The organism is Pseudomonas sp. GW823-FHT06B06, assembly GCF_058795195.1.
In genome coordinates, this window is record NZ_JBXAHO010000001.1 from 172,179 (window position 1) to 194,754 (window position 22,576).

Below are 22,576 nucleotides of genomic sequence, written 5' to 3' on the forward strand. Positions count from 1 at the left end.
GCGCTGTAACAGCCGCCCGATGAGGATTTTTTACTGTCATGCACCTGCTCATTCGTCTCGTTACCAAGCGCCTCTTCTTTCCCAAGGATCTGCCATGACCACCCAGGACACCGCCCAACGCCCCACCCTGCGCTCGCAACGCTTGAACCAGGTCACCAACGAGCCGCACAGCAAGCTCGATGCATTGGTCAAAGCCCATGCCCCCTTTGAAACCCAGGCCAATTTCGCCCGCTTCGTGGTAGCGCAATACCTGTTCCAGTCGGAACTGGTGGCGCTATACAACGATGCCGAACTGACAGCCGTCGTTCCGGACCTGCCAGCCCGTTGCCGTGCCGAGGCGGCGAAGGCGGACCTGGCGGACCTTGACACCGAGGTGCCGGCGCCGGTTGCAGGCGCACTGCAAAACCCGACCAAGGCCCAGGCCATGGGCTGGCTCTTCGTCTCCGAAGGCTCGAAGCTGGGCGCAGCGTTTTTGCTCAAGCGTGCCGTGGGCCTCGGCCTGAGCGAGACCCTCGGTGCCCGTCACCTTGGCGAACCGGCCGGTGGTCGTGCGCAAGGTTGGAAAAACTTCGTCAAGACCCTCGATGAACTGGAGCTCAGCGCCCAGGAAGAAGCCGAGCTGGACAAAGGCGCCATCGATGCCTTCAACCGCTTCACGGTGTTGCTGGAACAGGCTTACGCCCCAGAACTTGCCTGAAGAAACACCCTCCCCTGTGGGAGCGAGCCTGCTCGCGAAGAGGTCAGCACATGCGACGTTTATGTCGAATGACACACCGCATTCGCGAGCAGGCTCGCTCCCACAATGGACCGAGCAAGTCTGTAAGATCCCGACCCGCCTCATGCCAACAGAGCCCATGCCTGCCTCCTCCAAACTCGCCCGCCTCCTCTTCGGCCTGCTGGCCTATGTCAGCCTCGCCATCGGCCTGGTCGCCATCGTCATACCCGGCCTGCCGACCACCGAATTCATCCTGCTGGCCGCCTGGGCTGCCACCCGAAGCTCGCCGCGCTTGAGTGCCTGGCTGGACAATCATCGGCTGTTCGGCCCTATTCTCAGTAACTGGCGCAACGGCAAGATCATCGCGCGCCGGGCCAAGGTCAGCGCCACCGTCAGCATGCTGCTGTGCGCCACGCTGATGCTGGTCATGCTCGATCACGGCTGGCCGATCTACCTGGCAATTACCGGGATGGGCCTGGGCAATTTGTGGATCTGGTCGCGACCGGAGTCACTGGCGCGACAACCTTAGAGGTCGCCGCGACTTTCTCCGTTTTTTATCCACTTTTCGGCATATTTTTCCGCGCAAACGTTTAACCACGACCGTTCGTCGGACGCGCGCTCATGCAATCTGTGCCCCAGGCCGATGTGCATTGAATGGCGCTAAATGGATTTGGCGTGTCGAGCCGCAATGGCTCACAGCCGCCCCCTCATCCATTCGCGAGCTCGCCCTATGTTCGACTCACTGTCCATCCGCCTGAAAATCGTCCTGCTGTCCGGTCTGTGCCTGCTTGGCGTGGTCGCCTCGATAGTGGGCATGAACCTCTACCAGACCAATCAGAACGATGAACTGGTCAGCGCTTCCAGTAGCAGGATGCTCACCGAGAGCGTACAGAACCTGCTGCAAGCCAAGGCCGCCGAGCAAGGGGTGCGGATGCAGAAGACGTTTGCTGAAACCCAGACCGTGGTGACCGCCCTGGCGGACCAGATCAAGGACATGCGCAACATGGCCGCCAAGCGGTCGCTTGAGCCCGGCGCCCTGCGTGAAGAGTTGAACCAGAGCCTGAAAACCGCCTTCGAACGCAACGGTAAAGTGCTGGGCATCTGGCTGGCATTCGAACCCAATGGCCTGGACGGCAAGGACAGCGATTTCGTCAATGACGCGGCCCGCCAATCCAACGAAGCCGGACGCTTCGCCACTTACTGGAGCCGTGCCGGGGGCGAAGCGCTGAACACGATCATGGTCGAGGAGGACATGACCAAGACCACCCTGAACCTCAGCGGCACGCCCTACAACGTCTGGTACACCTGCCCTCGGGACAGCAAGCGCACCTGCCTGCTCGACCCTTATGCCGATACCGTTGGCGGCAAGGAAGTGTTGATGACCACCATTTCCGTACCGCTGCTGGTGGATGGCAAGTCCATCGGCGTGGTCGGTATCGACATCGCCCTCGACGCGCTGCAAGCAGCGGCGGTCGACTCCCAGCGTGAGTTGTTCAACAACGCCGGCCACATGCTGATCGTTTCCGGCACCGGCGTGGTGGCGGCGTACAGCGTCGATCCGACGAAGGTAGGCAAGAGCATCGGTGACACCCTGGGTGCGGACGGCAAGGACATCTTGCAATTGCTTGCCAGCGGTGCGCCGAAGATTCTCCAACAGGGCGACCTGATTCGGGCGGTGTACCCGGTCAGTCCGATTGCCGACGCCAAGGCGTGGGCCGTGGTGATCGACCTGCCCAGGCAAGTGCTGCTGGCCGATTCGGTAAAACTGCAAGCGGTACTCGATGACGCCCAGCAGAGCGGCACGATCAAAGCGGTGGGCGTGGCGATCATTGCCGGCCTGATTGGCCTGCTGCTGATGTGGCTGACCGCCTCGGGCGTGACCCGGCCGATCAACAGCGTGGCGCAAATGCTCAAGGCGATAGCCAGTGGCGACGGCGACCTGACCCAGCGCCTGAACTACGGCAAGCGGGACGAACTGGGCGAACTGGTCAACTGGTTCAATCGTTTCCTCGACAAGCTGCAGCCGACCATCGCGCAGATCAAGCAGAGCATCACCGATGCCCGCGGCACCGCCGACCAGTCTTCGGAAATCGCGCGCCAGACCAGCGAAGGCATGCAGGTGCAATTTCGCGAAATCGACCAGGTCGCCACTGCGTCCAATGAAATGAGCGCCACCGCCCACGACGTCGCCAACAGCGCGTCGAACGCCGCCAACGCGGCCAAGGGTGCCGATCAGTCGGCCCGCGATGGCATGCAGATCATCGAGCGCAGCACCCGCGACATCAATCAACTGGCCGACGAAGTCAGTAAGGCCGTGACTGAAGTCGAGGCATTGGCGGTCAACAGCGAGCAGATCGGTTCGGTATTGGAAGTCATCCGCAGCATCGCCGAACAGACCAACCTGCTGGCGCTCAACGCGGCGATCGAAGCCGCCCGTGCCGGCGAGAGCGGTCGCGGTTTTGCGGTGGTCGCCGACGAAGTGCGCAACCTGGCCAAGCGCACCCAGGACTCGGTGGAAGAAATTCGCCTGGTGATCGAACGCATCCAGAGCGGCACCCGCGGCGTGGTCGCCACCATGCACTCAAGCCAGACCCAGGCCCACAGCAACGCCGGGCAGATCCAGCAAGCGGTCCAGGCCCTGGGCAAAATCAGCGACGCGGTCACGGTGATCAGCGACATGAACCTGCAGATCGCCAGCGCCGCCGAACAGCAAAGCGCCGTGGCTGAAGAGGTCAACCGCAACGTTTCGGCGATTCGTACCGTCACCGAAACCCTGACCGGACAAGCCACCGAATCGGCGCAGATCAGCAGCCAGCTCAATGCCCTGACCACCCAGCAGATGAAACTGATGGATCAGTTCAGGGTGTAAAGGTTTTTTGATTTATGCTCGGGCTCTCGTTCCGGAGGGCCCGTCGATGAATGATTTACTCACGTCCATTCAAGCCGAACTCGGCATGCCGCACACCCCTGTTGCGTTCACCTCCAGCGGCGCCCTGCCCTCGGTGTTTGCCGTTACCGACCTGGCTTGCGCCAGCATCGCCGCCGCCGGCCAGGCTGTCAGCGAATTGTTGCACCAGCAAACCGGTCGCTTGCCAGGCCTGGAAGTCGACCGGCGCCTGGCGTCATTCTGGTTCTCCAGCTCGATCCGCCCGCTAGGCTGGAACGTACCACCGCTGTGGGACCCGATCGCCGGTGACTACGCCACCAAAGATGGCTGGATCCGCCTGCACACCAATGCGCCCCATCACCGCGCCGCCGCCGAATCGGTGTTGGGCGCCTGCGTCGACCGCAAGGCGATGGCCAGCAAAGTGGCGCAATGGGCCAAGAGTGATCTGGAACAGGCCGTGGTCGAGGCCGGTGGCTGTGCCGCCGAAATGCGCAGCTGGGACCAATGGCAGGTCCATGCGCAAGGACTCGCGGTCAACGCCGAACCGCTGATTCAATTCATCGCCGGCCACAACCGACCCGGCACACCCTGGCAAGGTTCGGTGGCGCGACCACTGGCTGCCATCAAGGTGCTGGACTTGACCCGCGTGCTTGCTGGCCCCGTCGCCAGCCGTTTTCTCGCGGGCCTGGGCGCTGATGTGCTGCGCATCGACCCACTCTCCTGGAACGAGCCGGGCGTAGTGCCGGAAATGACACTGGGCAAGCGTTGCGCACGCCTGGATCTGCACGATAAAACCGATCGATTGGTATTCGAAAGCCTGCTCAAGGACGCCGACATCGTGATCCACGGTTACCGCGCCGATGCCCTGGAGCGTCTGGGCTATGGTGCCGCCGAACGCCAGCAACGGTTCCCTGGCCTGATCGACGTTTGCCTCAACGCCTACGGCTGGAGTGGCCCGTGGCAGAACCGCCGCGGCTTCGACAGCCTGGTGCAGATGAGCTGCGGCATCGCTGACGCGGGGATGCACCTCACCCAAGCGGAGAAACCGACGCCCTTGCCGTTGCAGGCGCTCGATCATGCCACCGGGTATTTGATGGCGGCCAGCGCGATCAAGTTGTTGGCAGAACGCTTGAACAGCGGACAGGGTGGTTCGGCGCGATTGTCATTGGCGCGTACGGCAAAACTGTTGATCGAAAATGGTCCCGGCAGCAACACGCCATTACGGGCCGAGGATGAGCACGATCAGGGCATGCTGGTCGAGCAAACGCCATGGGGCCCGGCGCATCGCTTGCACGTGCCGCTGAAAATCACCGGGACCCCACTGCAGTGGACGCTTGCGGCATCTGAACTGGGAGCACATCGCGCGCAGTGGTGACCCCGCGACCTTCCGTCTGGCCATGGGCGGGAAATAGCTAAAATCGAAAAATGCGTTTGATCCGGAGCGAAAACAACTGTACAAAAACACAGTATATTTGAATTCAACACTCTCGAGCCCGGAGAACCCCATGGCCTCTCAAGCGATGAAAATCACCCTGGAACGTATCGCCCTCTTCCAGTTCACCCCGGCCCACTGCGCCCAGGCCCGAGCGATGCTGGGCTGGAGCGTGGAAACGTTATCCCGCGAAGCCGGGGTTTCGGTGCAAGCCATTGAGCGCTTCGAGGCGCGGCAGGAGGTGCTGGATGTCACCCGCCTGGCATTGGCGTATCGGCTTGAATCGGAGGGGCTGGTGTTCTTCCCGGGGTTTGCGCCGGGTAGAGGGATGAATGTGCAAGGGTCTACGCCGAATCCGGTGGGGCGGGCGGATTTTGCAATGGTTGAATAAGGTCGCAACTTCAATACTGGAGCTACGACCTGATCCATCCAGGAATGCTCGCCTCTTTTTGTAGATGCTTCACCCGAGGCTTTGTTGGTTCTGGTAGACCTGCTCTTCAACTTCATACCACCACGCAATGCCACGCTTGGCAGCCAGCACATTGAATGCCTCGCCCATCCGTGGCGTGGTGATCGATACATTGCGCTCCCAGGCCAGGGCCAGGATGCGGTCGAAGGGTTCGTACCAGGCATGCATCGACAAATCGAAGGTGCCATTGTGAATCGGTAGCAGCCAGCGCCCCTTGAGGTCGAGATGGGCTTGGAGGGTCTGCTCAGGCTGCATGTGCACATGGGGCCAGTCGACGTTGTAGGCGCCGGTTTCCATGAGGGTCAGGTCGAAAGGGCCGTATTGTTCGCCGATGCGTTTGAAGCCGTCAAAGTATCCACTGTCGCCACTGAAGAAGATCCGCGTATCGCCATCGATCATCACCCAAGAGGCCCAGAGGGTGCTGTTGCCGTCGAACAGGCCGCGACCGGAAAAGTGCTGCGAGGGGGTGGCAACGAACTGGATACCCTCCACCTCGGTACCCTGCCACCAGTCCAGTTGGCGGATTTTACTGGCGTCGATACCCCATTTGATCAGGGTGTCGCCCACCCCCAACGGAGTGAGGAAGTACTTGGCCTTGTCGGCCAGTTTACGCACTGCGTGATAGTCCAGATGATCGTAGTGATCGTGAGACAGGATCACCGCTTCAATTGGCGGCAATTGGTCGAGGCTGATCGGCGGCTGGTGAAAACGCTTGGGGCCGGCCCATTGCACGGGGGAAGCACGCTCGGCGAACACCGGGTCGGTAATCCAGAATCTGTCCCGCAGCTTGAGCAGTAGAGTGGAATGGCCCAGGCGATAGACGCTGTGGTTGGGCGCCGCCATCAATGCCGCTTGCGTCAGCGGTTGCACTGGAACAGGCGCCGTCGGGCGGGTGTTGCGTGGTTTGTGAAACATCGCATTCCAGAGGATGCGCAGGGTTTTGCCAAGGCTCAAATGCTGTATCGGCCTGTGGTTTTGAAACTGCCCTTGAGCCTGTCGGGAAGCTTCAGGCCTGGAGGTGCCGTTCGCCGGGGGAGTTGATTTGGCCATGAGGAAATGACTCCAGAAAAACCGCACGTTTCACGATTTTTCGTTTTGGGACGATAAATGGCCAAGGCACGCACGCATCAGCCGAATACTCTACTTTTACCGGGCAGGATTAACAAAACATTACACTGCACAGTGTAGTTTTAAGGTTGCAGCAAAGCCGTCGACAAGTAAACTGCTGAGTGTAATTTTCCTTTTTTTCCTGCCGAAGCGTATTTATGACAGCTCCACAGCGCCTCACCGACCGTAAACGCGAAGCCATCATTCAGGCGGCAATTGTCGAGTTCCGTGCCAATGGTTTCGACATCACCAGCATGGACAAGATTGCCGCCACCGCCGGGGTGTCCAAGCGCACGGTGTACAACCACTTCCCCAGCAAGGAAGAACTGTTCGCCGAAATCCTCAATCAGTTGTGGGTCCGGGTAACGGCGGAACAGGAAGTACCCTACCGCCCCGACCTGCCCTTGCGTGAACAGATGCACCACCTGTTGACGGCAAAACTGCAGATGCTCAGCGATGAAAATCTGCTCGACCTGGCGCGGGTGGCCATAGCCGCCACTATTCATTCTCCCGAGCGCGCGCAAAGCATGGTGACCCGGATGGGTGAGCGCGAAGAAAACCTGACCCTGTGGATTCGCGCTGCCCAGGCCGATGGACGCTTGAAAGCGGTCGACCCGGCGTTTGCCGCGCAACAAGTCTATGGAATGCTCAAGTCCTTTGCCTTTTGGCCGCAGATCTCAATGGGGTTACCGGGCTTGTCGGCCGAGATGCGGAGCACTGTGGTGGAATCGGCGCTGGACATGTTCCTGGCCTGCTACGAGTTGCAATAAATGACAATTCGACGGCGGCGCCGAACGATTGATCGCGGCGTTTTTTACGGGGGTATGTGTTTCAGAATGAAACTCGCGCTGAGGCTATAGTGAATCTCAGTCCTAGCGCCCTGCAGAGAGCATCATGACCTCCTCGAGCAACGAAGCCCCCGCCCCCGTCGATCACCTGCGGTTCCATCGCGCACATGCCCATCTGGCGCCAACCTTTGGCAATGACAAGTTCGCCCTGCGTGCCGAAGCCTTTGCGCGGTTCTTCGGCACACCGACTTTTCTGGGTGCGCAAACACTGATCGTGGTGATCTGGATGTGCCTGAATCTATTTGGCTTCACCCACTTCGACGCCTACCCGTTCATCCTGCTTAACCTGGCTTTCAGCCTGCAAGCGGCCTATGCCGCCCCTTTGATTCTGTTGGCCCAGACCCGCCAGGCCGCACGGGACAAAGCCCAATCCGATGCCGATGCGCAGCACCGCGAAGCGCTGGCGATCGCCAACAGTGAACGACAGGCGGAAGCGGCGAAAAACACCGCACAACTGATGGAACTGCTTGAGCAAAACACCCGCCTCACGCAAATGACCAAAACCCTCAGCGAACGCATCGAGAACCTGACCACAGAATTGCATCAGCATCTGGTGCGCAAGGATGAACCAAAAACGTGATCGGCCCCTACGGCAACTTCAGCTAGCGCTCTGTCAACCTGTGACAGCCTCAAGGTGTGAGGGGGCAAGAAAAGCAAAAGCAGCGACAGTGCACAAAAGCGCAGTAAACATCTGCTTTGAACAGATTTATGTCGGTCTGACGATAGCGCTTGTCCGGTTCACTTGTTAAAAGAGACCTCTTTGAAACCTATCGCGAAAGGATCTCGACCATGCCGGCCACCTCCACCCAAAGCGCCCTGCTCCTGAGCTTGCTGCTATTGCTGGGTCAAGCCCAGGCCGCCAGCGAACCCGGCCCCGCTGCATTGGCGACCCGCGCGGGCATTCCACACCCGGCGGTGATTGCCCACCGTGGCGCGTCTTTCGATGCACCGGAATCCACCGCTGCCGCCTATAAATTGGCCCGCGACCTGGGCGTCGATTATCTGGAACTGGACCTGCAGCGCAGCAAGGATGGCGTGCTGTTCGCCCTGCATGACAATAATCTGCAACGCACCACCGACGTCGCCAGCAAGTTCCCCGAACGCAAGGACAGCCCGGCCAACGCCTTCACCATGGCCGAGCTGAAAACCCTGGACGCCGGCAGTTGGTTCAACACGGCCTATCCAGATCGCGCGCAGCCTGCGTTTGCCGGCCTGAAAATCCTCACCCTCGATGAAATCATCGACATCGCCCAAGGCAATCCACTGCACAAGCCTGGCCTGTATATCGAAACCAAGGAGCCAAAGCAGTTTCCCGGCATCGAACACGATCTCAAGGAAAAACTCCAGGATCGCGGCTGGCTGAGCCCCGCGGGGTCGAAGCTGGCCAAAAGCGCACTGGGCGTTGGCCAGGGCAAAGGCAAGGTGGTGCTGCAAACCTTCGAGAAGAGCAGCCTCGAACTGTTGCAAAAGGAAATGCCGCAGGTGCCGAAGATCCTGTTGTTGTGGGTCGGCGAAGGCAGCATCGAGCCAAAATCGACAGTGAGCTTTGCCGAGTCCGGCGAAAAGGATAAGGCCGCTTACTACGCTAAACAGCAACCGAAAGACCAAGCCGAATTCCAGCGTTGGGTCGACTACGCCAAGTCTCAGGGTGCGATCGGCACAGGCCCGTCCGCTGCACTGACCCACGGGGGCGATCAGAGCTACGCCGACCTGGTGCAGCCGTGGATGAACCAGTACACCCACGATCAGGGCCTGCTGGTGCATGTCTACACCATTGATGAGGCGGCGGACTTCCAGAAAGTCATGGATGCCGGGGTCGACGGTATTTTCACCAACCGCGCCAGCGAATTGCTCAAGTTCTACAAGCGCCCGGCGACGGCAAGTGTGGCGCAGGTGCTGCGCAATAATGGGTATTGATCATTCGGTTCAAGGGAATTTAAGCGTGAATTAAGTTGCCACAATTAATCTGATCCCACTTAAACGGCTCACCCAAGGAATGAACCTCATGAGAACCCTGACCGCACTGTTCACCGCTGCCGCCCTGACCTTCACCGCCGGCCTGGCCCAGGCCAAAGACGTGCCCGTCGACCAGATCCCTCAGTTGGTCAAGGATGGCAAGATCAAGCCGCTGGAAGAGCTGAACCAGATCGTAATGAAGCTGCACCCGGGTGCCACGATTACTGACAGCGAGCTGGACAACCACTTCAACGGCTATGAGTACGAAGTCGAGTTGCTCGATGCCAACAAAGTTGAATGGGACGTGGACCTGAATGCCGCCACCGGCGAAGTCCTGAAGAACAAAAAAGACGACTGATGCACACCACAAAAAAGCCGCACGATTTCCCCCTCGTGCGGCTTTTTTGCGTTTGAGTGACCGATCCGGCCACGGTCACAAATTCGTCATCCAGCCTTGCGATGATGCGGCTCACGTGAACCTGTAAAACACGCGACAGGCGCCCCCCATGCGAGCCCTCATGAACCACAGCATCGATCACAGTCATCGCGATCCGGATCTGTTCGGCCTGCTCTACGGTTTCAGCTTTCGTCCCGGTGAGCGCGGCCAGGAAATCGATTCGGCCAGGGCCTTGCAGTACCTGCAACATCCGCAAGACACCGAGCAATTTCTCTGGCTGCACCTGAACCTCGCCCATGCCGCGTGCGAACGCTGGATGAAGAGCCATCTGGAACTGCCCGACGAGTTTTTCGAGGCCCTGCATGAGGGCTCACGGTCGACGCGCATCGAACATGTGGATTCGGCATTGCTGGCGGTGGTCAACGACGTGGTGTTCAACCTCAGCAGCATGACGTCCTCGGATGTCTCGACCCTGTGGGTCTGCGCCCGCAGTCGACTGCTCATCAGCGCACGCCTGCAACCGCTGCATTCGGTGGACAAGCTTCGTTCGTCGGTTAAGGCTGGCGAATGCTTCCGCTCGCCGCTGGAGTTACTGGTGCATCTGCTGCGTGACCAGGGGGAAATTCTGACCCAGATCGTGCGCAAGTCCAGCCTGAGCGTGGATCAGGTCGAAGATGAGCTGCTGTCCTCGCGCCTGTCGACCAACCGTGCGGAACTGGGGGCCAATCGTCGGGTGCTGGTGCGTCTGCAACGCCTGCTTGCGCTGGAGCCCGGCTCGTTGCTGCGCCTGCTCAATCGCCCGCCCCCCTGGTTGCAGAAGGAAGACGTCAAGGAGTTGCGCAAGTCCACCGAGGAGTTTGCGCTGATCATCAACGACCTCACGGCACTGGGCGAACGGATCAAGCTGCTGCAGGAGGAAATCGCCGCCAACCTCAACGAACAGAGTAACCGCACCCTGTTCACCCTCACGGTGGTGACGGTGCTGGCTCTGCCGATCAACATCATTGCCGGTTTCTTCGGCATGAACGTGGGTGGGGTGCCGCTCTCACAGGACCCGGAGGGGTTCTGGATTCTGGTGGCGCTGGTTGCGACCTTTACCCTGATTGCAGGACGTTGGGCGTTTCGCAAGCGTCAGGATTTGTAGACGCGAGCGATCTTTCGACGGGTGGTCGCCGCAAAAAAACCAAACCCTGATCCAGCGCAGTTCTCCGGTAAAACTTCGCAACGATCATGGGCGACACTCCTACCCTTCCCAGGAATGTCCGGCATGGCCAGCCCCTCCTTTATTGCCGCCCCGGCGCCCGCCCGTAGCGCCCATCCACATTTCGACAAGAAACCCGGTGTATTCACCCTGGTGGTGTTTTTTGCAGTACTGAGTATCGGACTGCTGTTCACCGCGTACAGCCTGATGCGCGACGTGAATGAACTCGGCACGGTGGTGACCACCTGGACGCCATTCCTCCTGCTGGGCGTGGCCTTGCTGATTGCCTTGGGCTTCGAGTTCGTCAACGGTTTCCACGACACCGCCAACGCTGTCGCCACGGTGATCTATACGCACTCGCTGCCACCGAATTTCGCGGTGGTCTGGTCCGGGTTCTTCAACTTCCTCGGAGTGCTGCTGTCCAGTGGCGCGGTGGCGTTCGGCATCATCGCGTTGTTACCGGTGGAGCTTATCCTGCAAGTCGGCTCCTCGGCCGGATTCGCCATGATCTTCGCCCTGCTGATCGCCGCGATCCTGTGGAACCTCGGTACTTGGTGGCTGGGCTTGCCAGCATCGTCGTCGCACACCCTGATCGGCTCGATCATCGGAGTCGGCATGGCCAATGCCCTGATGCACGGGCGTGACGGCACCAGCGGTGTGGACTGGGCGCAGGCGACCAAGGTCGGCTACGCCCTGCTGCTCTCGCCACTGGTCGGCTTCGGCTGCGCCGCACTGCTGCTGTTGGCCTTGAGGGTTTTCGTCAAGAATCGCGCGCTGTACAAGGCGCCCAAGGGCAATACACCGCCACCGTGGTGGATTCGCGGCATGTTGATCCTGACCTGCACCGGCGTGTCCTTCGCCCACGGCTCCAACGACGGCCAGAAAGGCATGGGGCTGATCATGCTGATCCTGGTCGGGACCTTGCCGATGGCGTATGCGCTGAACCGCACCATGCCCGCAGATCAGACGTTGCAGTTCGCCGCGGTCGCTGAAGTGACCCAACAGGCGCTGGTCAAGAGTGCGCCGTTGCCGGCTCCGGCCGACCCGCGAGCGATCCTCTCCGATTTCGTGCGCAGCAAGGATGTCACGCCGCAACTGATCCCCGCCCTCGCGGCGCTGGCCGGCAACATCGGCAACGAAGTGAAGGGGTATGGTTCGCTGTCCAAAGTGCCGGCCGAGGCCATGGGCAACGTGCGCAACGACATGTACCTGACCAGCGAAACCATTCGCCTGATGGACAAGAACAAGGTCGGTAACTTCGACGCCGACACCACCGGCAAACTGCAGCTGTTCAAGCAGCAAATTGACAACGCCACGCGCTTCATCCCGTTGTGGGTGAAGATCGCCGTAGCGATAGCGCTGGGCCTGGGCACCATGGTCGGCTGGAAGCGTATCGTGGTGACCGTGGGCGAGAAAATCGGCAACACCCACCTGACGTACGCGCAAGGTGCCTCGGCGGAGACCGTGGCCATGCTGACCATCGGTGCTGCCGACATGTTCGGCTTGCCGGTCTCGACCACCCATGTGCTGTCTTCGGGGGTGGCCGGGACCATGGTTGCCAATGGCGCAGGCTTGCAGATGAAGACCATCCGCAATCTGCTGATGGCCTGGGTGTTGACCTTGCCGGCGGCGATTGTGTTGTCGGGCAGTCTGTATTGGCTGTTCACCCAGATGTTCTAGCATTTTACCTGTTGGAGCGAGCATGCTCGCGATGGACTCGAAAACGCCGTGGGGTTTCAAACGCCCCGCGTTATCGTTGACGACCATCGCGAGCATGCTCGCTCCTACAAAGTCATGCGTTACAGGATTCGCGCATCAGCACCCGCTCGCGCACCACGTCATACACCCAGTGGTAAACGTAGGTGTACGGCAGGAAAAACAGCAGCACGCCGATATCCAGCAGGAACGCTTGCCACAGGCTGACATTCAGCCACCACGCAATCAACGGTACGCCGAGAGCGACCAGGCCGCCTTCGAACAACAGCGCGTGCACCACGCGGACCCAGGCGTTGTGCGCAATGGCGAAACGCTTGAGCACGCGGTCGAACAGGCCGTTGAAGACCACGTTCCAGGCCAGGGCCAATACGGCAATGACGACGGTGACGACGCCCATTTCCACCATGGGTTTGTCCATGATCCATGCCAGCAAAGGCGTACAAATCAGGATCGCCAGCAGTTCGAAACCAATGGCCTGGAAAATACGTTCGGTAATGGATTTATTGGCGCTCATGGCCTGACTCCTTGAGTGACGACGATTGCCATCATCCAACTTCAGACCGATACTTCATAACCAATAACCATCGATCAAGGCGATAGTTCATGGCGTCCCAGGAAGTGTTGCAGGCGTTCGTCCAGGCGGCGACCCAAGGCTCGTTTTCCGCGGCAGCGCGCAAGCTGGGCCGCAGTCAGTCGACCATCAGCGCCGCCGTCGCCAGCCTGGAAATCGATCTGAACCTGACGCTGTTCGACCGCAGCAGCCGCAAGCCCAGCCTGACCCCGGCCGGGCACGTGATGCTGCAACGGGCCGAAGAGATCCTGGCCGCCACCAGCCGCCTGGAAATGACCGCCAGCCAACTGTCCCAAGGCGTCGAGGCGAAGCTGACCGTGGCGCTCTCGGACACTTATCAATCCGACCGCTTCGAAGCCTCGCTCAGTGCGTTCGAACAGCGTTATCCGGACCTGGAGCTCGAATGCCTGATCGCCGAATGCGACGATCTGGTGGCCTTGGTGCAGAGTGGCCGGGCGCAGATAGCCTTTGCCGAAATGCAGGACAGTTATCCACCGGACCTGGTCAATTCGACGGTGGACGAACGCACGGAAATCGCCCTGTTCGTGTCACCCGAACATCCTCTGGCGACGCTGGAACACATCGACCAGGACGTACTGCAACAGCATCGCGAACTGCGCCTGGCGACCATCGTCAATCCGTATGAGAGCCGTGCAAAAGGGCGCGTCTGGTCGGCGCCGAGTTATTTGATGCTGCTGGAAATGGCCCAGGGTGGTTTTGGCTGGGCACCGCTGCCACGCTGGCTGGTGGCGCGCTTCGGCCCGGGAACCTTGCAAGAGCTGCAGGTGCGTGGCTGGCCAAAAACGGTGTCGGTGGATGCGCTGTGGTCACGCTTGCATCCGCCGGGGCCGGCTGGGAGTTGGTTGCTGGGCAAGATGCTGGAATAGGGGTGTCGCTACTGGCCTCTTCGCGGGCAAGCCCGCTCCCACAAGGGGTTTGTGGTGCACGTCATTCCCTGTGGGAGCGAGCCTGCTCGCGAAGAGGCCAGCAAAAATCACATCACTCCAACGACCGCAATCGAGCCTCAATAAACCGCCGCTCCGGTGCTTGCTGCGTCAACTCCAGCGCCCGCTCATAGGCCGCCCGCGCCTGCTCCACCCTGCCCAACTGTCGACAGAACTCCGCCCGCGCCGAATGCGCCAAGTGGTAATCGAGCAGCTCACCACGGCCCAGAATCCCCTCGACCAGCGTTAGCCCTGCCAACGGTCCATCGCGCCTGGAGATTGCCGCCGCCCGGTTCAATTCGATCACCGGAGACGGCCACGCCCGCAGCAACACCTCATACAGCCCGACGATCTGCGCCCAGTCGGTTTCCTCGATCGACGGCGCTTCGGCGTGCACCGCCGCAATCGCCGCTTGCAGGCAATACGGACCAAATCGTCTGGAGCCCAATGCCCGCTCCACCAGTGCACAGCCTTCGGCAATCATTTGCGCGTCCCACAGCGTGCGGTCCTGGTCGTCCAGCAAAATCAGGTCGCCGTCCGCGCAGGTCCTGGCGAGGCGCCGAGACTCGTGTAACAACATCAGGGCCAGCAAGCCCATGACCTCCGGTTCCGGCAGCAACTCCATCAACAAACGCCCCAGGCGGATCGCTTCACGGGTCAAGTCTTCGCGGGTCACTTGCGCGCCGACGGACGCCGAATAGCCTTCGTTGAACACCAGGTAAATCACCCGCAGCACGCTGTCGAGGCGCTCGGGCAGTTCCGCAAGGGATGGCACCTGATAGGGGATTTTCGCATCACGGATTTTCGCCTTGGCGCGCACGATGCGCTGGGCGATGGTGGCCGGCGCCGATAGAAAAGCCCGGGCGATTTCTTCGGTGGTCAGGTCGCAGACTTCGCGCAGGGTCAACGGCACCTGCGCGTCAGGCGCCAATGCCGGGTGGCAACAGGTGAAGATCAGGCGCAGGCGATCGTCTTCCACGTCTTCGTCACTCCAGTCGGCCTGCTCCAGTGCCTCCAGCTGCGCGACCAGCAGCGGTCGGGACGCGGCAAAACGTGCGCGCCGGCGCAGCACATCGATGGCCTTGAAGCGCCCGGTGGAGACCAGCCAGGCGCGCGGATTGTCCGGCACACCGTCCTGCTGCCAGCGTTCGACCGCTACGAAAAACGCCTCATGCAACGCCTCTTCGGCCAGGTCGAAATCGCCGAGCAGGCGAATCAGGGTCGCAAGAATGCGTCGCGATTCCTGGCGATAAACCTGCTCGACCCTGGCCTGTACCGACAGCGCCGGCATCTTAAGGATTCAACTGTCGGACGGGGCGCACTTCGACACTGCCAACCCTCGCCGCCGGGATGTTCCCGGCAATCTGGAGGGCTTCGTTGAGGTCCTTGGCATCGATCAGGTAAAAGCCGGCCAACTGCTCCTTGGTTTCGGCGAACGGGCCGTCGGTGATCGACATCTTTCCGTTGCGCATGCGCACCGTGGTGGCGGTCTGCACCGATTCCAGGGCCTCGGCGGCGATCATCCGGCCGCTGCCCTGGACAGCCTCGGCATAGGCCAGGCATTCCTCGTCCTTGGGGCTCTCGGGCAGCGAATGCAGCAAGTGCTCTTCGCTGTAGACCAGGCATAAATACTTCATCGCACTCTCCTGATTGAACGGATAACTATGGCTGCAGATTGGCAGTTTCGTGCGGTTTCCCGATGATCAGGGCTCCAGATTGAACAAGGTCGTGCCGCTCGTCATGTCGAACGGGGCCGACCAGTGTTCATGGACGATGCGCCATTGCCCGGCTTCGCGCCGATAGCAGGCGGTCACGCGCATCCAGCAGGCCTGGGTTTCACCCTGTTCGTTAGTGCCGCCGCAATGGGCCAGCCAATGGGCGAAGGCGATGTGCTCATCGGCCACGATGTTCATGTGGTCGAAGTCGAATGTGTGCTGGCCCTGGCACATTTCCATGCACTCCAGCCAATGCGCGCGATAGGCGGCCTTGCCGCGAAATTGCAGGGCCTTGACGGCGTCGTAGGAGACGATGTCGTCGGCGTACAAGGCCATGATTTTTTCGACGTCCTTCGAGATGACCGCTTCACGGTAGGTGGCGATCAGGGTCTGGATTTCGTGGGTATCGCTCATGGTGGTTCTCCGTGGTTTTTAGAGTGAAGACACCCTTAGTCGACTGGCGATCCGCCTGATCGACAGTCGAAATAAAAAAAATCCATGAACGCAAACTCGCTAGAATCCAAGACTCATTCCTGTTGGAAAAAGGACACTCCAGTGACAGCCCGACTCGTGCCTTACGAAAGCCTGAATGCGCTGCAGCGCCAGCAAGTCGAGGCCATCGAAGTGCATCCGGAACAAACCAGGTTTTCAGGCGACATTCACGGTGCGTTGCACACCCTGTTGTCCAAGCCCGGCCCCGGCGTCAAGGGATTTGCCCTGCTGGCCGATGCGGTGCCCGTGGCCTTCCTGCTGCTCAAACGCCCACCGGTATTGCCCGCCTGGGCCAACGAACACAGCGCCACACTGCACGCCTTGCAAGTCGATCAGCGCGTTCAAGGCAAAGGTTACGGCAAGGCTTGCCTGCAAGCGCTACCCGAGGTGGCACGCATGGCGTGGCCGGAAATCAGGGGGCTGGAATTGTCGGTGGACGCGGACAATGAGTCTGCGATTGCGTTGTATGCCAAGTATGGATTTGTCGACAGTGGCGAGGCATACAAGGGGCGGATCGGCTATGAGCGGCGGATGGGCCTGGTGTTCTGACTGGCACACACGCCCCCCTGTAGGAGCGAGCATGCTCGCGATGGAGGTCAACGATGACGCGGGAAACCTGACGCCCCGCGGTGCCCTCTGGTTTTTCGCGAGCAGGCTCGCTCCTACAAGGATTCTGCGTCGGGTTTAGAGATTCAGCACCATCTCATGCCACGCCATGCCGCCATGGTCGGACGCCGATGGCTTGATGTAGGCAAAACCAAAGCCCGCATACAAAGGAATATGTCGTTCCTTGCACATCAGGTTGATGCTGACCTTGCCCATCGCACGCATACGTTCGATGAACTCGCCCATCAAGCGCTTCGCCAGGCCCTGCCCCTGGTAATCCGGGTGCACGACCACCGACATGATCACCACGTGTGGGCCCGCCGGGTCGTGGCCGATCAGTTCCTTGAACGCTTCGTCGGACATTTCCACCTGGAACGCCGCTCCGGAATTGATGAAACCGGCTACAACGCCGTCCACTTCGGCGACGATGAAACCCTCGGGCCAGGTGGCGATGCGGGTGGCGATTTTCTCTCGGGTGGCGGCTTCGTCACCTTCGTAGGCAACGGTTTCGATGGCGAAGCAACGGTCCAGATCAGCGGGCGTGACGTGGCGGATGACGGTGTTCATGGCAGCTCGGAATCGGCGGGGAAAGACCGGGAATGATAATTCAGCCTCGGCGCGACATCGAGAGACGAATCGGCTGATCCGCCTCCCGATGCACTGGTCACGCCTTGAGCGGCAGCCAGAGTTCCAGCTTCCCGGTCTTCAGCCTGGGGTTGAAGTCTTCGCTATAGCGCTCGAACTCCGGTGCATTCAACAGTTCGTGCCCGGACTGCGGTAACCACGTGCCATGGATGTACTGGAAAGTTTGCGCCAAGGACGCCAGCGCCCCCTTGTGTTCGAACACCACATACTGCTGAGGCTGGACCTCGACCCAGCGGTAGGTGTCCGGTAAATCGTCGAGCTTGCTGATCTCGACGCCAGCGATGTAATCAAAGCCGCCCTTGCCATCGAAATTGCAGCAGACGCCGTAGGTCACTTCGCCCTTTTGCCCTGGAACATTGCCAATATGAGGAATGAATTTTTCCCAGAGTTCGGGAATGTCTTTTACGGTTTGCTGGGTGAAGTGTCCGCCAAGCCCTGCGATCAGCAGGAAGTGTCCATGTTCGAAGCGGGGTTCCGTCACTTCGACGTTTGTTTGTTCTTCCATGACTCGACTCCTGGAAGGTAAAAAGTGGGTTCGGCTGGGAGTATAGAAGCCAAACCCGATTCGCCCACTTACAGGGCGTGCAACTGCTCGACGGCACCTGCGCCAACAAATTCGTTGTAACCCGATAGAATCACGTACACCGCGAAATAGCAGAAGATCGCCGCCGATGCCAGGTAGGAATAACGCAGCAGCTTGTCGCCGAGCATCTTGCCGCCGTGGCTCGCTGCGAAACATAGGCCGGCGGACCACAGCAAGCCAGCGCAGAGAAACCCGCCAAGAAAGAGCGCGGAGCTGAGCGGACCGCCGCCACCGGAACGGGCGATCAACGTGCCACCCACCGCGGCGAACCAGAGAATCGCGCTCGGCGACGACATGGCGAGAAAAATCCCACGGAAAAACTCTTTGCGATGGGAGTTATGTCCCACCTCGGCGGTTTCGGCCAGCAGCGCCTCATGGTGGATCGCCGAGTAAATCATCTTCGCCGCGAAGTACACCAGCAGCGCCGAACCGCCGATCCACAGCACCCAGCGCACGGTTTCGTATTGCAGCAAAACCGTCATGCCGGCCAGTGCCAGCACGGCGTAGATCAGGTCACCGACGCAGGTGCCCAAGCCCAGGGCGAAGCCTTGGAAATAGCCGCGCTGCATCGCCAACGTGATCATGGCGATATTGGCCACGCCGATGTCAAGGCACAGCGACAGGCTCAACAAAAAGCCACTGGTAAATTCCATCAGACCCTTTCCTTCGGAAAAATTTGTTTACGTTGAGGCTGGACAGCCTGCCATAGCTGATCGTACATTCCGCCACAGGCCACCGCAGTGGCCAGCGTCGCTCGGACGGTTCCGGGCGCTTACGTTATCCGAGGCAACAATGGCCGAACAAGGTTCGCCGCGCCGCTTTGCGCGCATCGATCGACTCCCCCCTTACGTTTTCAACATCACTGCCGAGCTGAAGATGGCCGCCCGTCGTCGTGGCGAAGACATCATCGACTTGAGCATGGGCAACCCCGATGGCGCCACCCCGCCACACATCGTCGAAAAACTGGTCACTGTCGCCCAGCGCGCAGACACCCATGGCTACTCCACGTCCAAGGGTATTCCGCGCCTGCGCCGAGCCATTTCCAATTGGTACAAGGAGCGCTACGAGGTCGACATCGACCCGGAAAGCGAGGCCATTGTCACCATCGGTTCCAAGGAAGGCCTGGCACACTTGATGTTGGCCACCCTCGACCAGGGCGACACCGTGCTGGTACCCAACCCGAGCTACCCGATCCACATCTACGGTGCCGTTATTGCCGGCGCCCAGGTGCGTTCAGTGCCGCTGGTGCCGGGCGTGGATTTCTTCGCTGAACTGGAACGAGCCATTCGCGGTTCGATCCCGAAACCGAAGATGATGATCCTTGGTTTCCCGTCCAACCCCACCGCCCAGTGCGTGGAGCTGGATTTTTTCGAACGGGTGATCGCTCTCGCCAAGCAGTACGACGTGCTGGTGGTGCATGACCTGGCCTACGCCGACATCGTCTACGACGGCTGGAAAGCCCCGTCGATCATGCAGGTGCCCGGCGCAAAGGACATCGCCGTCGAATTCTTCACCCTGTCCAAGAGCTACAACATGGCGGGCTGGCGTATCGGTTTCATGGTCGGCAACCCGGAACTGGTCAACGCCCTGGCGCGGATCAAGAGCTACCACGACTACGGCACCTTCACCCCGCTGCAAGTGGCGGCCATTGCGGCGCTTGAAGGCGATCAGCAATGTGTGCGCGATATCGCCGAACAGTATCGGCAGCGCCGTAACGTGCTGGTCAAAGGCTTGCATGAATTGGGCTGGATGGTGGAAAACCCGAAAGCGTCGATGTACGTCTGGGCCAAGATTCCCGACGCGTACGCGCACCTGGGCTCGCTGGAGTTCGCCAAGAAACTGCTGGCCGAGGCCAAGGTCTGCGTCTCGCCGGGTGTGGGCTTTGGTGAGTATGGTGACGATCACGTGCGCTTCGCGCTGATCGAAAACCAGGACCGGATTCGTCAGGCCGTACGCGGGATTCGCGGGATGTTCCGGGCGGATGGGCTAGGCACCAAAACCAACGCCTGACACAAAACCCTGTGGGAGCGAGCAAGCCCGCTCCCACACTGGATCTCGTTCTTCCTGAGATCATCACCCACAAAAAAACCGCATCGCTGCGGTTTTTTTTTGTCTGGCGAAACGCTTAGACGAACAACGACAACAACAGGATAAAGCCCAACCCCACCACCGACAGGATGGTTTCCATCGCTGTCCAGGTCTTGAACGTCTCTGCCACGGTCATGTTGAAGTACTGCTTCACCAACCAGAAACCGGCGTCGTTCACGTGAGACAGGATCAAGGAACCGGCACCGGTGGCCAGGACCAGCAGCTCACGGTTCACACCCGGAATCATCCCCACCACCGGCACCACGATGCCCGCGCCAGTAATGGTTGCAACGGTCGCCGAACCGGTGGCAATACGAATCACCGCCGCCACCAGCCACGCCAGCAGGATCGGCGAAATCTGCGCGGCCACCGCCATGTGGCCGATCACGTCACCCACGCCGCTGGTCACCAGCATCTGCTTGAAGCCACCACCGGCACCGATGATCAGGATGATCGCGGCAGTCGGTGCGAGGCTCGCGTCCAGCCATTTGAGCATCTGTTGCGAACCGATGCCCTGCTTGTAGCCGAAGGTGTACAGCGACAGAAGCAACGCCAACAGCAGCGCGGAGATCGGGTGACCGATCAGGTCCATGAAAGTGCGGAAGAAGTTGCCGTCCGGCAGCACCACATCGGCAAAGGTTTTCAGCAGCATCAGGAACACTGGCGACAACACGGTGACCAGGGTGATGCCGAAGCTCGGCAGATCGCCTGCATCCGACTCACGCGCCAGTTGGTCCACCAGTTCCTGATTCGGATGACCGGGAATGTGCTTGGCGATGAACGTACCGAAGATCGGGCCGGCAATGATCGCCGTCGGCAGCGCAACGATCAGGCCGTACAGAATGGTTTTACCGATGTCGGCACCGAACACACCGATGGCCAGCAACGGACCCGGGTGCGGCGGCACCAGGCCATGCACCGCGGACAGACCAGCCAGCAGCGGGATACCGATCTTGATGATCGACACGCCAGTGCGGCGGGCAACGATGAACACCAGCGGGATCAACAGTACGAAGCCGATTTCGAAGAACAGCGGGATGCCCACCAGGAAGGCAGCGAACATCATTGCCCACTGCACCTTGTCCTTGCCGAAGGCGCGGATCAGGGTCTGGGCGATCTGGTCCGCCCCGCCCGACTCGGCCATCATTTTTCCGAGCATGGTCCCCAGCGCCAGGATGATCCCGACGAAACCGAGCACGCCACCGAAGCCGTCCTGGAACGCCTTGATGATGGTGCCGATCGGCATGCCTGAGGTCAGCCCGAGGAAAGCGGCGGCGATGATCAGGGCAATGAAAGGGTGGAACTTGAACTTGGTGATCAGGACGATAAGCCCGATAACCGTGACCACTGCGTCAAGCAGCAGAAACGTCTCGTGGGACATGCCAAACATTAGGGGTGTCTCCTGGTTGTTGTTGTTATTAAAGCGGGTAATTCGAAAGCCATAAGGACAGCGCTATCTCTACAAGCAAAAAATTAACTGGCGCGCTTCAAGCCATGCTCGAGCCACCAGAGGTGTGCCTGGACAGCCAGTTCGTCAACGCTGTGGATCGAGGCATTGAGCGCCAATGTCAGTGGCTCGCCCTTGGGAGACTCGAGGGTGGCGAACTGACTTTCGATCAAGGTTGCCGGCATGAAATGGCCTGGCCGATGGGAGACGCGTTCGGCGGCGACTTCCGAGGTCAGCTCCAGGAACACAAAACCCAGGCCTGGCAAGGCACTGCGCAGGCGTTCGCGGTAGATGTGCTTGAGCGCCGAGCAGGTCAACACCGGGCGCTGACCCAGCGCATCGATGCGGCGCAACTCATCGCACAGGCTGTCGAGCCAGCCGGCACGGTCTTCATCGTTCAGGGGAATTCCCGCGCTCATCTTTTCGATATTGGCGGCAGGATGGAAAGAGTCGCCTTCAATGGCAGTGGCGCCGCTCAGTTGGCACAGGGCTTCGCTGACGCACGTCTTGCCGCAACCGGCAACGCCCATGATGACCAGGGCGGTGATGGGATGATTCATGTAACACCTCAGCGCGCAGACAGCGCTACCTTTGCAAGCTATGACACTGGATCAAAAGTAGAAGTTGCCGACGCCTTCTTGTCATTTTTGTGGGTTGCAGCATGTTTGTCCCAATGCCAAAAAGCGAGGATCAGGCGAACCCCCACTTACGCATTTGCAGCTGCATCGAGACAGCGCTACCTTAGTGCCTTGAATTT

Annotated in this window: 24 protein-coding genes and 1 pseudogene; 15 read left to right on the top strand and 10 right to left on the bottom strand. The window is 60.2% G+C overall.

Annotation, left to right across the window (positions count from 1 at the left end; genetic code table 11):
• Positions 1-94: 94 nt before the first annotated feature.
• From AC1Q8Q_RS00840 to AC1Q8Q_RS00865, 6 genes and pseudogenes are all read left to right on the top strand, one after another.
• Entirely contained in the window at positions 95-697 is a 603-nt protein-coding gene (locus AC1Q8Q_RS00840; protein WP_020797051.1) for a biliverdin-producing heme oxygenase, read from the top strand.
• 157 nt (positions 698-854) lie between these two features.
• Positions 855-1,244, top strand: coding sequence for a YbaN family protein (locus AC1Q8Q_RS00845; RefSeq protein WP_083348347.1), 390 nt, complete (start codon positions 855-857; stop codon positions 1,242-1,244).
• 474 nt (positions 1,245-1,718) lie between these two features.
• Positions 1,719-2,726 (top strand): annotated as a pseudogene (locus AC1Q8Q_RS00850) (methyl-accepting chemotaxis protein); the annotation flags it as partial.
• Positions 2,727-2,828: 102 nt separating this feature from the next.
• The gene (locus AC1Q8Q_RS00855) at positions 2,829-3,584 is read left to right on the top strand and encodes a methyl-accepting chemotaxis protein (RefSeq protein WP_371259762.1); all 756 of its coding nucleotides are present in this window, start codon (positions 2,829-2,831) and stop codon (positions 3,582-3,584) included.
• 46 nt (positions 3,585-3,630) lie between these two features.
• Complete coding sequence (locus AC1Q8Q_RS00860; RefSeq protein WP_489327578.1) at positions 3,631-4,977, top strand: CoA transferase; 1,347 nt, start codon at positions 3,631-3,633, stop codon at positions 4,975-4,977.
• A gap of 130 nt (positions 4,978-5,107) precedes the next feature.
• Positions 5,108-5,425 carry a helix-turn-helix domain-containing protein gene (locus tag AC1Q8Q_RS00865; protein WP_020797056.1) on the top strand — a complete coding sequence of 106 codons (318 nt, stop codon included), beginning with the start codon at positions 5,108-5,110 and terminating at the stop codon, positions 5,423-5,425.
• A 69-nt stretch (positions 5,426-5,494) separates the two neighbouring features.
• Here the strand turns inward: AC1Q8Q_RS00865 and AC1Q8Q_RS00870 are convergent, their stop codons facing one another.
• A complete protein-coding gene (locus AC1Q8Q_RS00870) occupies positions 5,495-6,553 on the bottom strand; it encodes an MBL fold metallo-hydrolase (RefSeq protein WP_042955331.1) in 1,059 nt (352 codons plus the stop codon).
• Positions 6,554-6,768: 215 nt separating this feature from the next.
• On the opposite strand from AC1Q8Q_RS00870, the gene AC1Q8Q_RS00875 reads away from it, so the two are divergent.
• From AC1Q8Q_RS00875 to AC1Q8Q_RS00900, 6 genes are all read left to right on the top strand, one after another.
• A complete protein-coding gene (locus AC1Q8Q_RS00875) occupies positions 6,769-7,380 on the top strand; it encodes a TetR/AcrR family transcriptional regulator (RefSeq protein ID WP_083348344.1) in 612 nt (203 codons plus the stop codon).
• Positions 7,381-7,504: 124 nt separating this feature from the next.
• The gene (locus tag AC1Q8Q_RS00880) at positions 7,505-8,038 is read left to right on the top strand and encodes a DUF1003 domain-containing protein (protein ID WP_020797059.1); all 534 of its coding nucleotides are present in this window, start codon (positions 7,505-7,507) and stop codon (positions 8,036-8,038) included.
• A 209-nt stretch (positions 8,039-8,247) separates the two neighbouring features.
• On the top strand, positions 8,248-9,375 hold the full coding sequence (locus AC1Q8Q_RS00885) for a glycerophosphodiester phosphodiesterase (RefSeq protein ID WP_033043407.1): 1,128 nt from the start codon (positions 8,248-8,250) through the stop codon (positions 9,373-9,375).
• Positions 9,376-9,463: 88 nt separating this feature from the next.
• Complete coding sequence (locus AC1Q8Q_RS00890; RefSeq protein WP_020797061.1) at positions 9,464-9,772, top strand: PepSY domain-containing protein; 309 nt, start codon at positions 9,464-9,466, stop codon at positions 9,770-9,772.
• 160 nt (positions 9,773-9,932) lie between these two features.
• A complete protein-coding gene (locus AC1Q8Q_RS00895; protein ID WP_492614760.1) occupies positions 9,933-10,955 on the top strand; it encodes a transporter in 1,023 nt (340 codons plus the stop codon).
• A 123-nt stretch (positions 10,956-11,078) separates the two neighbouring features.
• Positions 11,079-12,692, top strand: a complete 1,614-nt coding sequence (locus tag AC1Q8Q_RS00900) for an inorganic phosphate transporter (RefSeq protein ID WP_492614744.1) — start codon at positions 11,079-11,081, stop codon at positions 12,690-12,692.
• A gap of 112 nt (positions 12,693-12,804) precedes the next feature.
• Here the strand turns inward: AC1Q8Q_RS00900 and AC1Q8Q_RS00905 are convergent, their stop codons facing one another.
• Positions 12,805-13,242, bottom strand: coding sequence for a multidrug/biocide efflux PACE transporter (locus tag AC1Q8Q_RS00905; protein ID WP_020797064.1), 438 nt, complete (start codon positions 13,240-13,242; stop codon positions 12,805-12,807).
• 89 nt (positions 13,243-13,331) lie between these two features.
• On the opposite strand from AC1Q8Q_RS00905, the gene AC1Q8Q_RS00910 reads away from it, so the two are divergent.
• Positions 13,332-14,186: a LysR family transcriptional regulator gene (locus tag AC1Q8Q_RS00910; protein WP_020797065.1), complete on the top strand. Its 855-nt coding sequence runs from the start codon at positions 13,332-13,334 to the stop codon at positions 14,184-14,186.
• Between the two features lie 112 nt (positions 14,187-14,298).
• Here AC1Q8Q_RS00910 and AC1Q8Q_RS00915 read toward each other — a convergent pair whose 3' ends face one another.
• The 3 genes from AC1Q8Q_RS00915 to AC1Q8Q_RS00925 all read right to left on the bottom strand — a co-directional run bounded on the left by AC1Q8Q_RS00915 (position 14,299) and on the right by AC1Q8Q_RS00925 (position 16,372).
• Entirely contained in the window at positions 14,299-15,534 is a 1,236-nt protein-coding gene (locus tag AC1Q8Q_RS00915; RefSeq protein WP_033043410.1) for an RNA polymerase sigma factor, read from the bottom strand.
• Position 15,535: 1 nt separating this feature from the next.
• Positions 15,536-15,880, bottom strand: a complete 345-nt coding sequence (locus tag AC1Q8Q_RS00920) for a YciI family protein (protein ID WP_020797067.1) — start codon at positions 15,878-15,880, stop codon at positions 15,536-15,538.
• Positions 15,881-15,946: 66 nt separating this feature from the next.
• Complete coding sequence (locus AC1Q8Q_RS00925; RefSeq protein WP_083348341.1) at positions 15,947-16,372, bottom strand: YybH family protein; 426 nt, start codon at positions 16,370-16,372, stop codon at positions 15,947-15,949.
• A 141-nt stretch (positions 16,373-16,513) separates the two neighbouring features.
• Here AC1Q8Q_RS00925 and AC1Q8Q_RS00930 point away from each other — a divergent pair, with 141 nt between their 5' ends.
• A complete protein-coding gene (locus AC1Q8Q_RS00930; RefSeq protein WP_083348340.1) occupies positions 16,514-16,999 on the top strand; it encodes a GNAT family N-acetyltransferase in 486 nt (161 codons plus the stop codon).
• 135 nt (positions 17,000-17,134) lie between these two features.
• Here AC1Q8Q_RS00930 and AC1Q8Q_RS00935 read toward each other — a convergent pair whose 3' ends face one another.
• The 3 genes from AC1Q8Q_RS00935 to AC1Q8Q_RS00945 form a co-directional block, all read right to left on the bottom strand.
• Positions 17,135-17,623: a GNAT family N-acetyltransferase gene (locus AC1Q8Q_RS00935; RefSeq protein WP_020797070.1), complete on the bottom strand. Its 489-nt coding sequence runs from the start codon at positions 17,621-17,623 to the stop codon at positions 17,135-17,137.
• Positions 17,624-17,720: 97 nt separating this feature from the next.
• Positions 17,721-18,206, bottom strand: coding sequence for a GyrI-like domain-containing protein (locus tag AC1Q8Q_RS00940; RefSeq protein WP_489327567.1), 486 nt, complete (start codon positions 18,204-18,206; stop codon positions 17,721-17,723).
• Between the two features lie 68 nt (positions 18,207-18,274).
• Positions 18,275-18,937 carry a LysE family translocator gene (locus AC1Q8Q_RS00945; RefSeq protein WP_083348339.1) on the bottom strand — a complete coding sequence of 221 codons (663 nt, stop codon included), beginning with the start codon at positions 18,935-18,937 and terminating at the stop codon, positions 18,275-18,277.
• Positions 18,938-19,076: 139 nt separating this feature from the next.
• On the opposite strand from AC1Q8Q_RS00945, the gene alaC reads away from it, so the two are divergent.
• Positions 19,077-20,294 (top strand): alanine transaminase, encoded by a 1,218-nt coding sequence (alaC, locus tag AC1Q8Q_RS00950; protein ID WP_020797073.1) that lies wholly within the window; start codon positions 19,077-19,079, stop codon positions 20,292-20,294.
• Between the two features lie 115 nt (positions 20,295-20,409).
• Here alaC and AC1Q8Q_RS00955 read toward each other — a convergent pair whose 3' ends face one another.
• Positions 20,410-21,762 (bottom strand): GntP family permease, encoded by a 1,353-nt coding sequence (locus AC1Q8Q_RS00955; protein ID WP_020797074.1) that lies wholly within the window; start codon positions 21,760-21,762, stop codon positions 20,410-20,412.
• Between the two features lie 83 nt (positions 21,763-21,845).
• Positions 21,846-22,379: a gluconokinase gene (locus AC1Q8Q_RS00960; RefSeq protein WP_492614745.1), complete on the bottom strand. Its 534-nt coding sequence runs from the start codon at positions 22,377-22,379 to the stop codon at positions 21,846-21,848.
• Positions 22,380-22,576: the final 197 nt, after the last annotated feature.

Bases quoted from the DNA above. Each gene is read 5' to 3' on its own strand.
- AC1Q8Q_RS00840 (WP_020797051.1), top strand. From the start codon at position 95: ATGACCACCCAGGACACCGCCCAACGCCCCACCCTGCGCTCGCAACGC.
- AC1Q8Q_RS00845 (WP_083348347.1), top strand. From the start codon at position 855: ATGCCTGCCTCCTCCAAACTCGCCCGCCTCCTCTTCGGCCTGCTGGCC.
- AC1Q8Q_RS00855 (WP_371259762.1), top strand. From the start codon at position 2,829: ATGCAGGTGCAATTTCGCGAAATCGACCAGGTCGCCACTGCGTCCAAT.
- AC1Q8Q_RS00860 (WP_489327578.1), top strand. From the start codon at position 3,631: ATGAATGATTTACTCACGTCCATTCAAGCCGAACTCGGCATGCCGCAC.
- AC1Q8Q_RS00865 (WP_020797056.1), top strand. From the start codon at position 5,108: ATGGCCTCTCAAGCGATGAAAATCACCCTGGAACGTATCGCCCTCTTC.
- AC1Q8Q_RS00870 (WP_042955331.1), bottom strand. From the start codon at position 6,553: ATGGCCAAATCAACTCCCCCGGCGAACGGCACCTCCAGGCCTGAAGCT.
- AC1Q8Q_RS00875 (WP_083348344.1), top strand. From the start codon at position 6,769: ATGACAGCTCCACAGCGCCTCACCGACCGTAAACGCGAAGCCATCATT.
- AC1Q8Q_RS00880 (WP_020797059.1), top strand. From the start codon at position 7,505: ATGACCTCCTCGAGCAACGAAGCCCCCGCCCCCGTCGATCACCTGCGG.
- AC1Q8Q_RS00885 (WP_033043407.1), top strand. From the start codon at position 8,248: ATGCCGGCCACCTCCACCCAAAGCGCCCTGCTCCTGAGCTTGCTGCTA.
- AC1Q8Q_RS00890 (WP_020797061.1), top strand. From the start codon at position 9,464: ATGAGAACCCTGACCGCACTGTTCACCGCTGCCGCCCTGACCTTCACC.
- AC1Q8Q_RS00895 (WP_492614760.1), top strand. From the start codon at position 9,933: ATGAACCACAGCATCGATCACAGTCATCGCGATCCGGATCTGTTCGGC.
- AC1Q8Q_RS00900 (WP_492614744.1), top strand. From the start codon at position 11,079: ATGGCCAGCCCCTCCTTTATTGCCGCCCCGGCGCCCGCCCGTAGCGCC.
- AC1Q8Q_RS00905 (WP_020797064.1), bottom strand. From the start codon at position 13,242: ATGAGCGCCAATAAATCCATTACCGAACGTATTTTCCAGGCCATTGGT.
- AC1Q8Q_RS00910 (WP_020797065.1), top strand. From the start codon at position 13,332: ATGGCGTCCCAGGAAGTGTTGCAGGCGTTCGTCCAGGCGGCGACCCAA.
- AC1Q8Q_RS00915 (WP_033043410.1), bottom strand. From the start codon at position 15,534: ATGCCGGCGCTGTCGGTACAGGCCAGGGTCGAGCAGGTTTATCGCCAG.
- AC1Q8Q_RS00920 (WP_020797067.1), bottom strand. From the start codon at position 15,880: ATGAAGTATTTATGCCTGGTCTACAGCGAAGAGCACTTGCTGCATTCG.
- AC1Q8Q_RS00925 (WP_083348341.1), bottom strand. From the start codon at position 16,372: ATGAGCGATACCCACGAAATCCAGACCCTGATCGCCACCTACCGTGAA.
- AC1Q8Q_RS00935 (WP_020797070.1), bottom strand. From the start codon at position 17,623: ATGAACACCGTCATCCGCCACGTCACGCCCGCTGATCTGGACCGTTGC.
- AC1Q8Q_RS00940 (WP_489327567.1), bottom strand. From the start codon at position 18,206: ATGGAAGAACAAACAAACGTCGAAGTGACGGAACCCCGCTTCGAACAT.
- AC1Q8Q_RS00945 (WP_083348339.1), bottom strand. From the start codon at position 18,937: ATGGAATTTACCAGTGGCTTTTTGTTGAGCCTGTCGCTGTGCCTTGAC.
- alaC (WP_020797073.1), top strand. From the start codon at position 19,077: ATGGCCGAACAAGGTTCGCCGCGCCGCTTTGCGCGCATCGATCGACTC.
- AC1Q8Q_RS00955 (WP_020797074.1), bottom strand. From the start codon at position 21,762: ATGTTTGGCATGTCCCACGAGACGTTTCTGCTGCTTGACGCAGTGGTC.
- AC1Q8Q_RS00960 (WP_492614745.1), bottom strand. From the start codon at position 22,379: ATGAATCATCCCATCACCGCCCTGGTCATCATGGGCGTTGCCGGTTGC.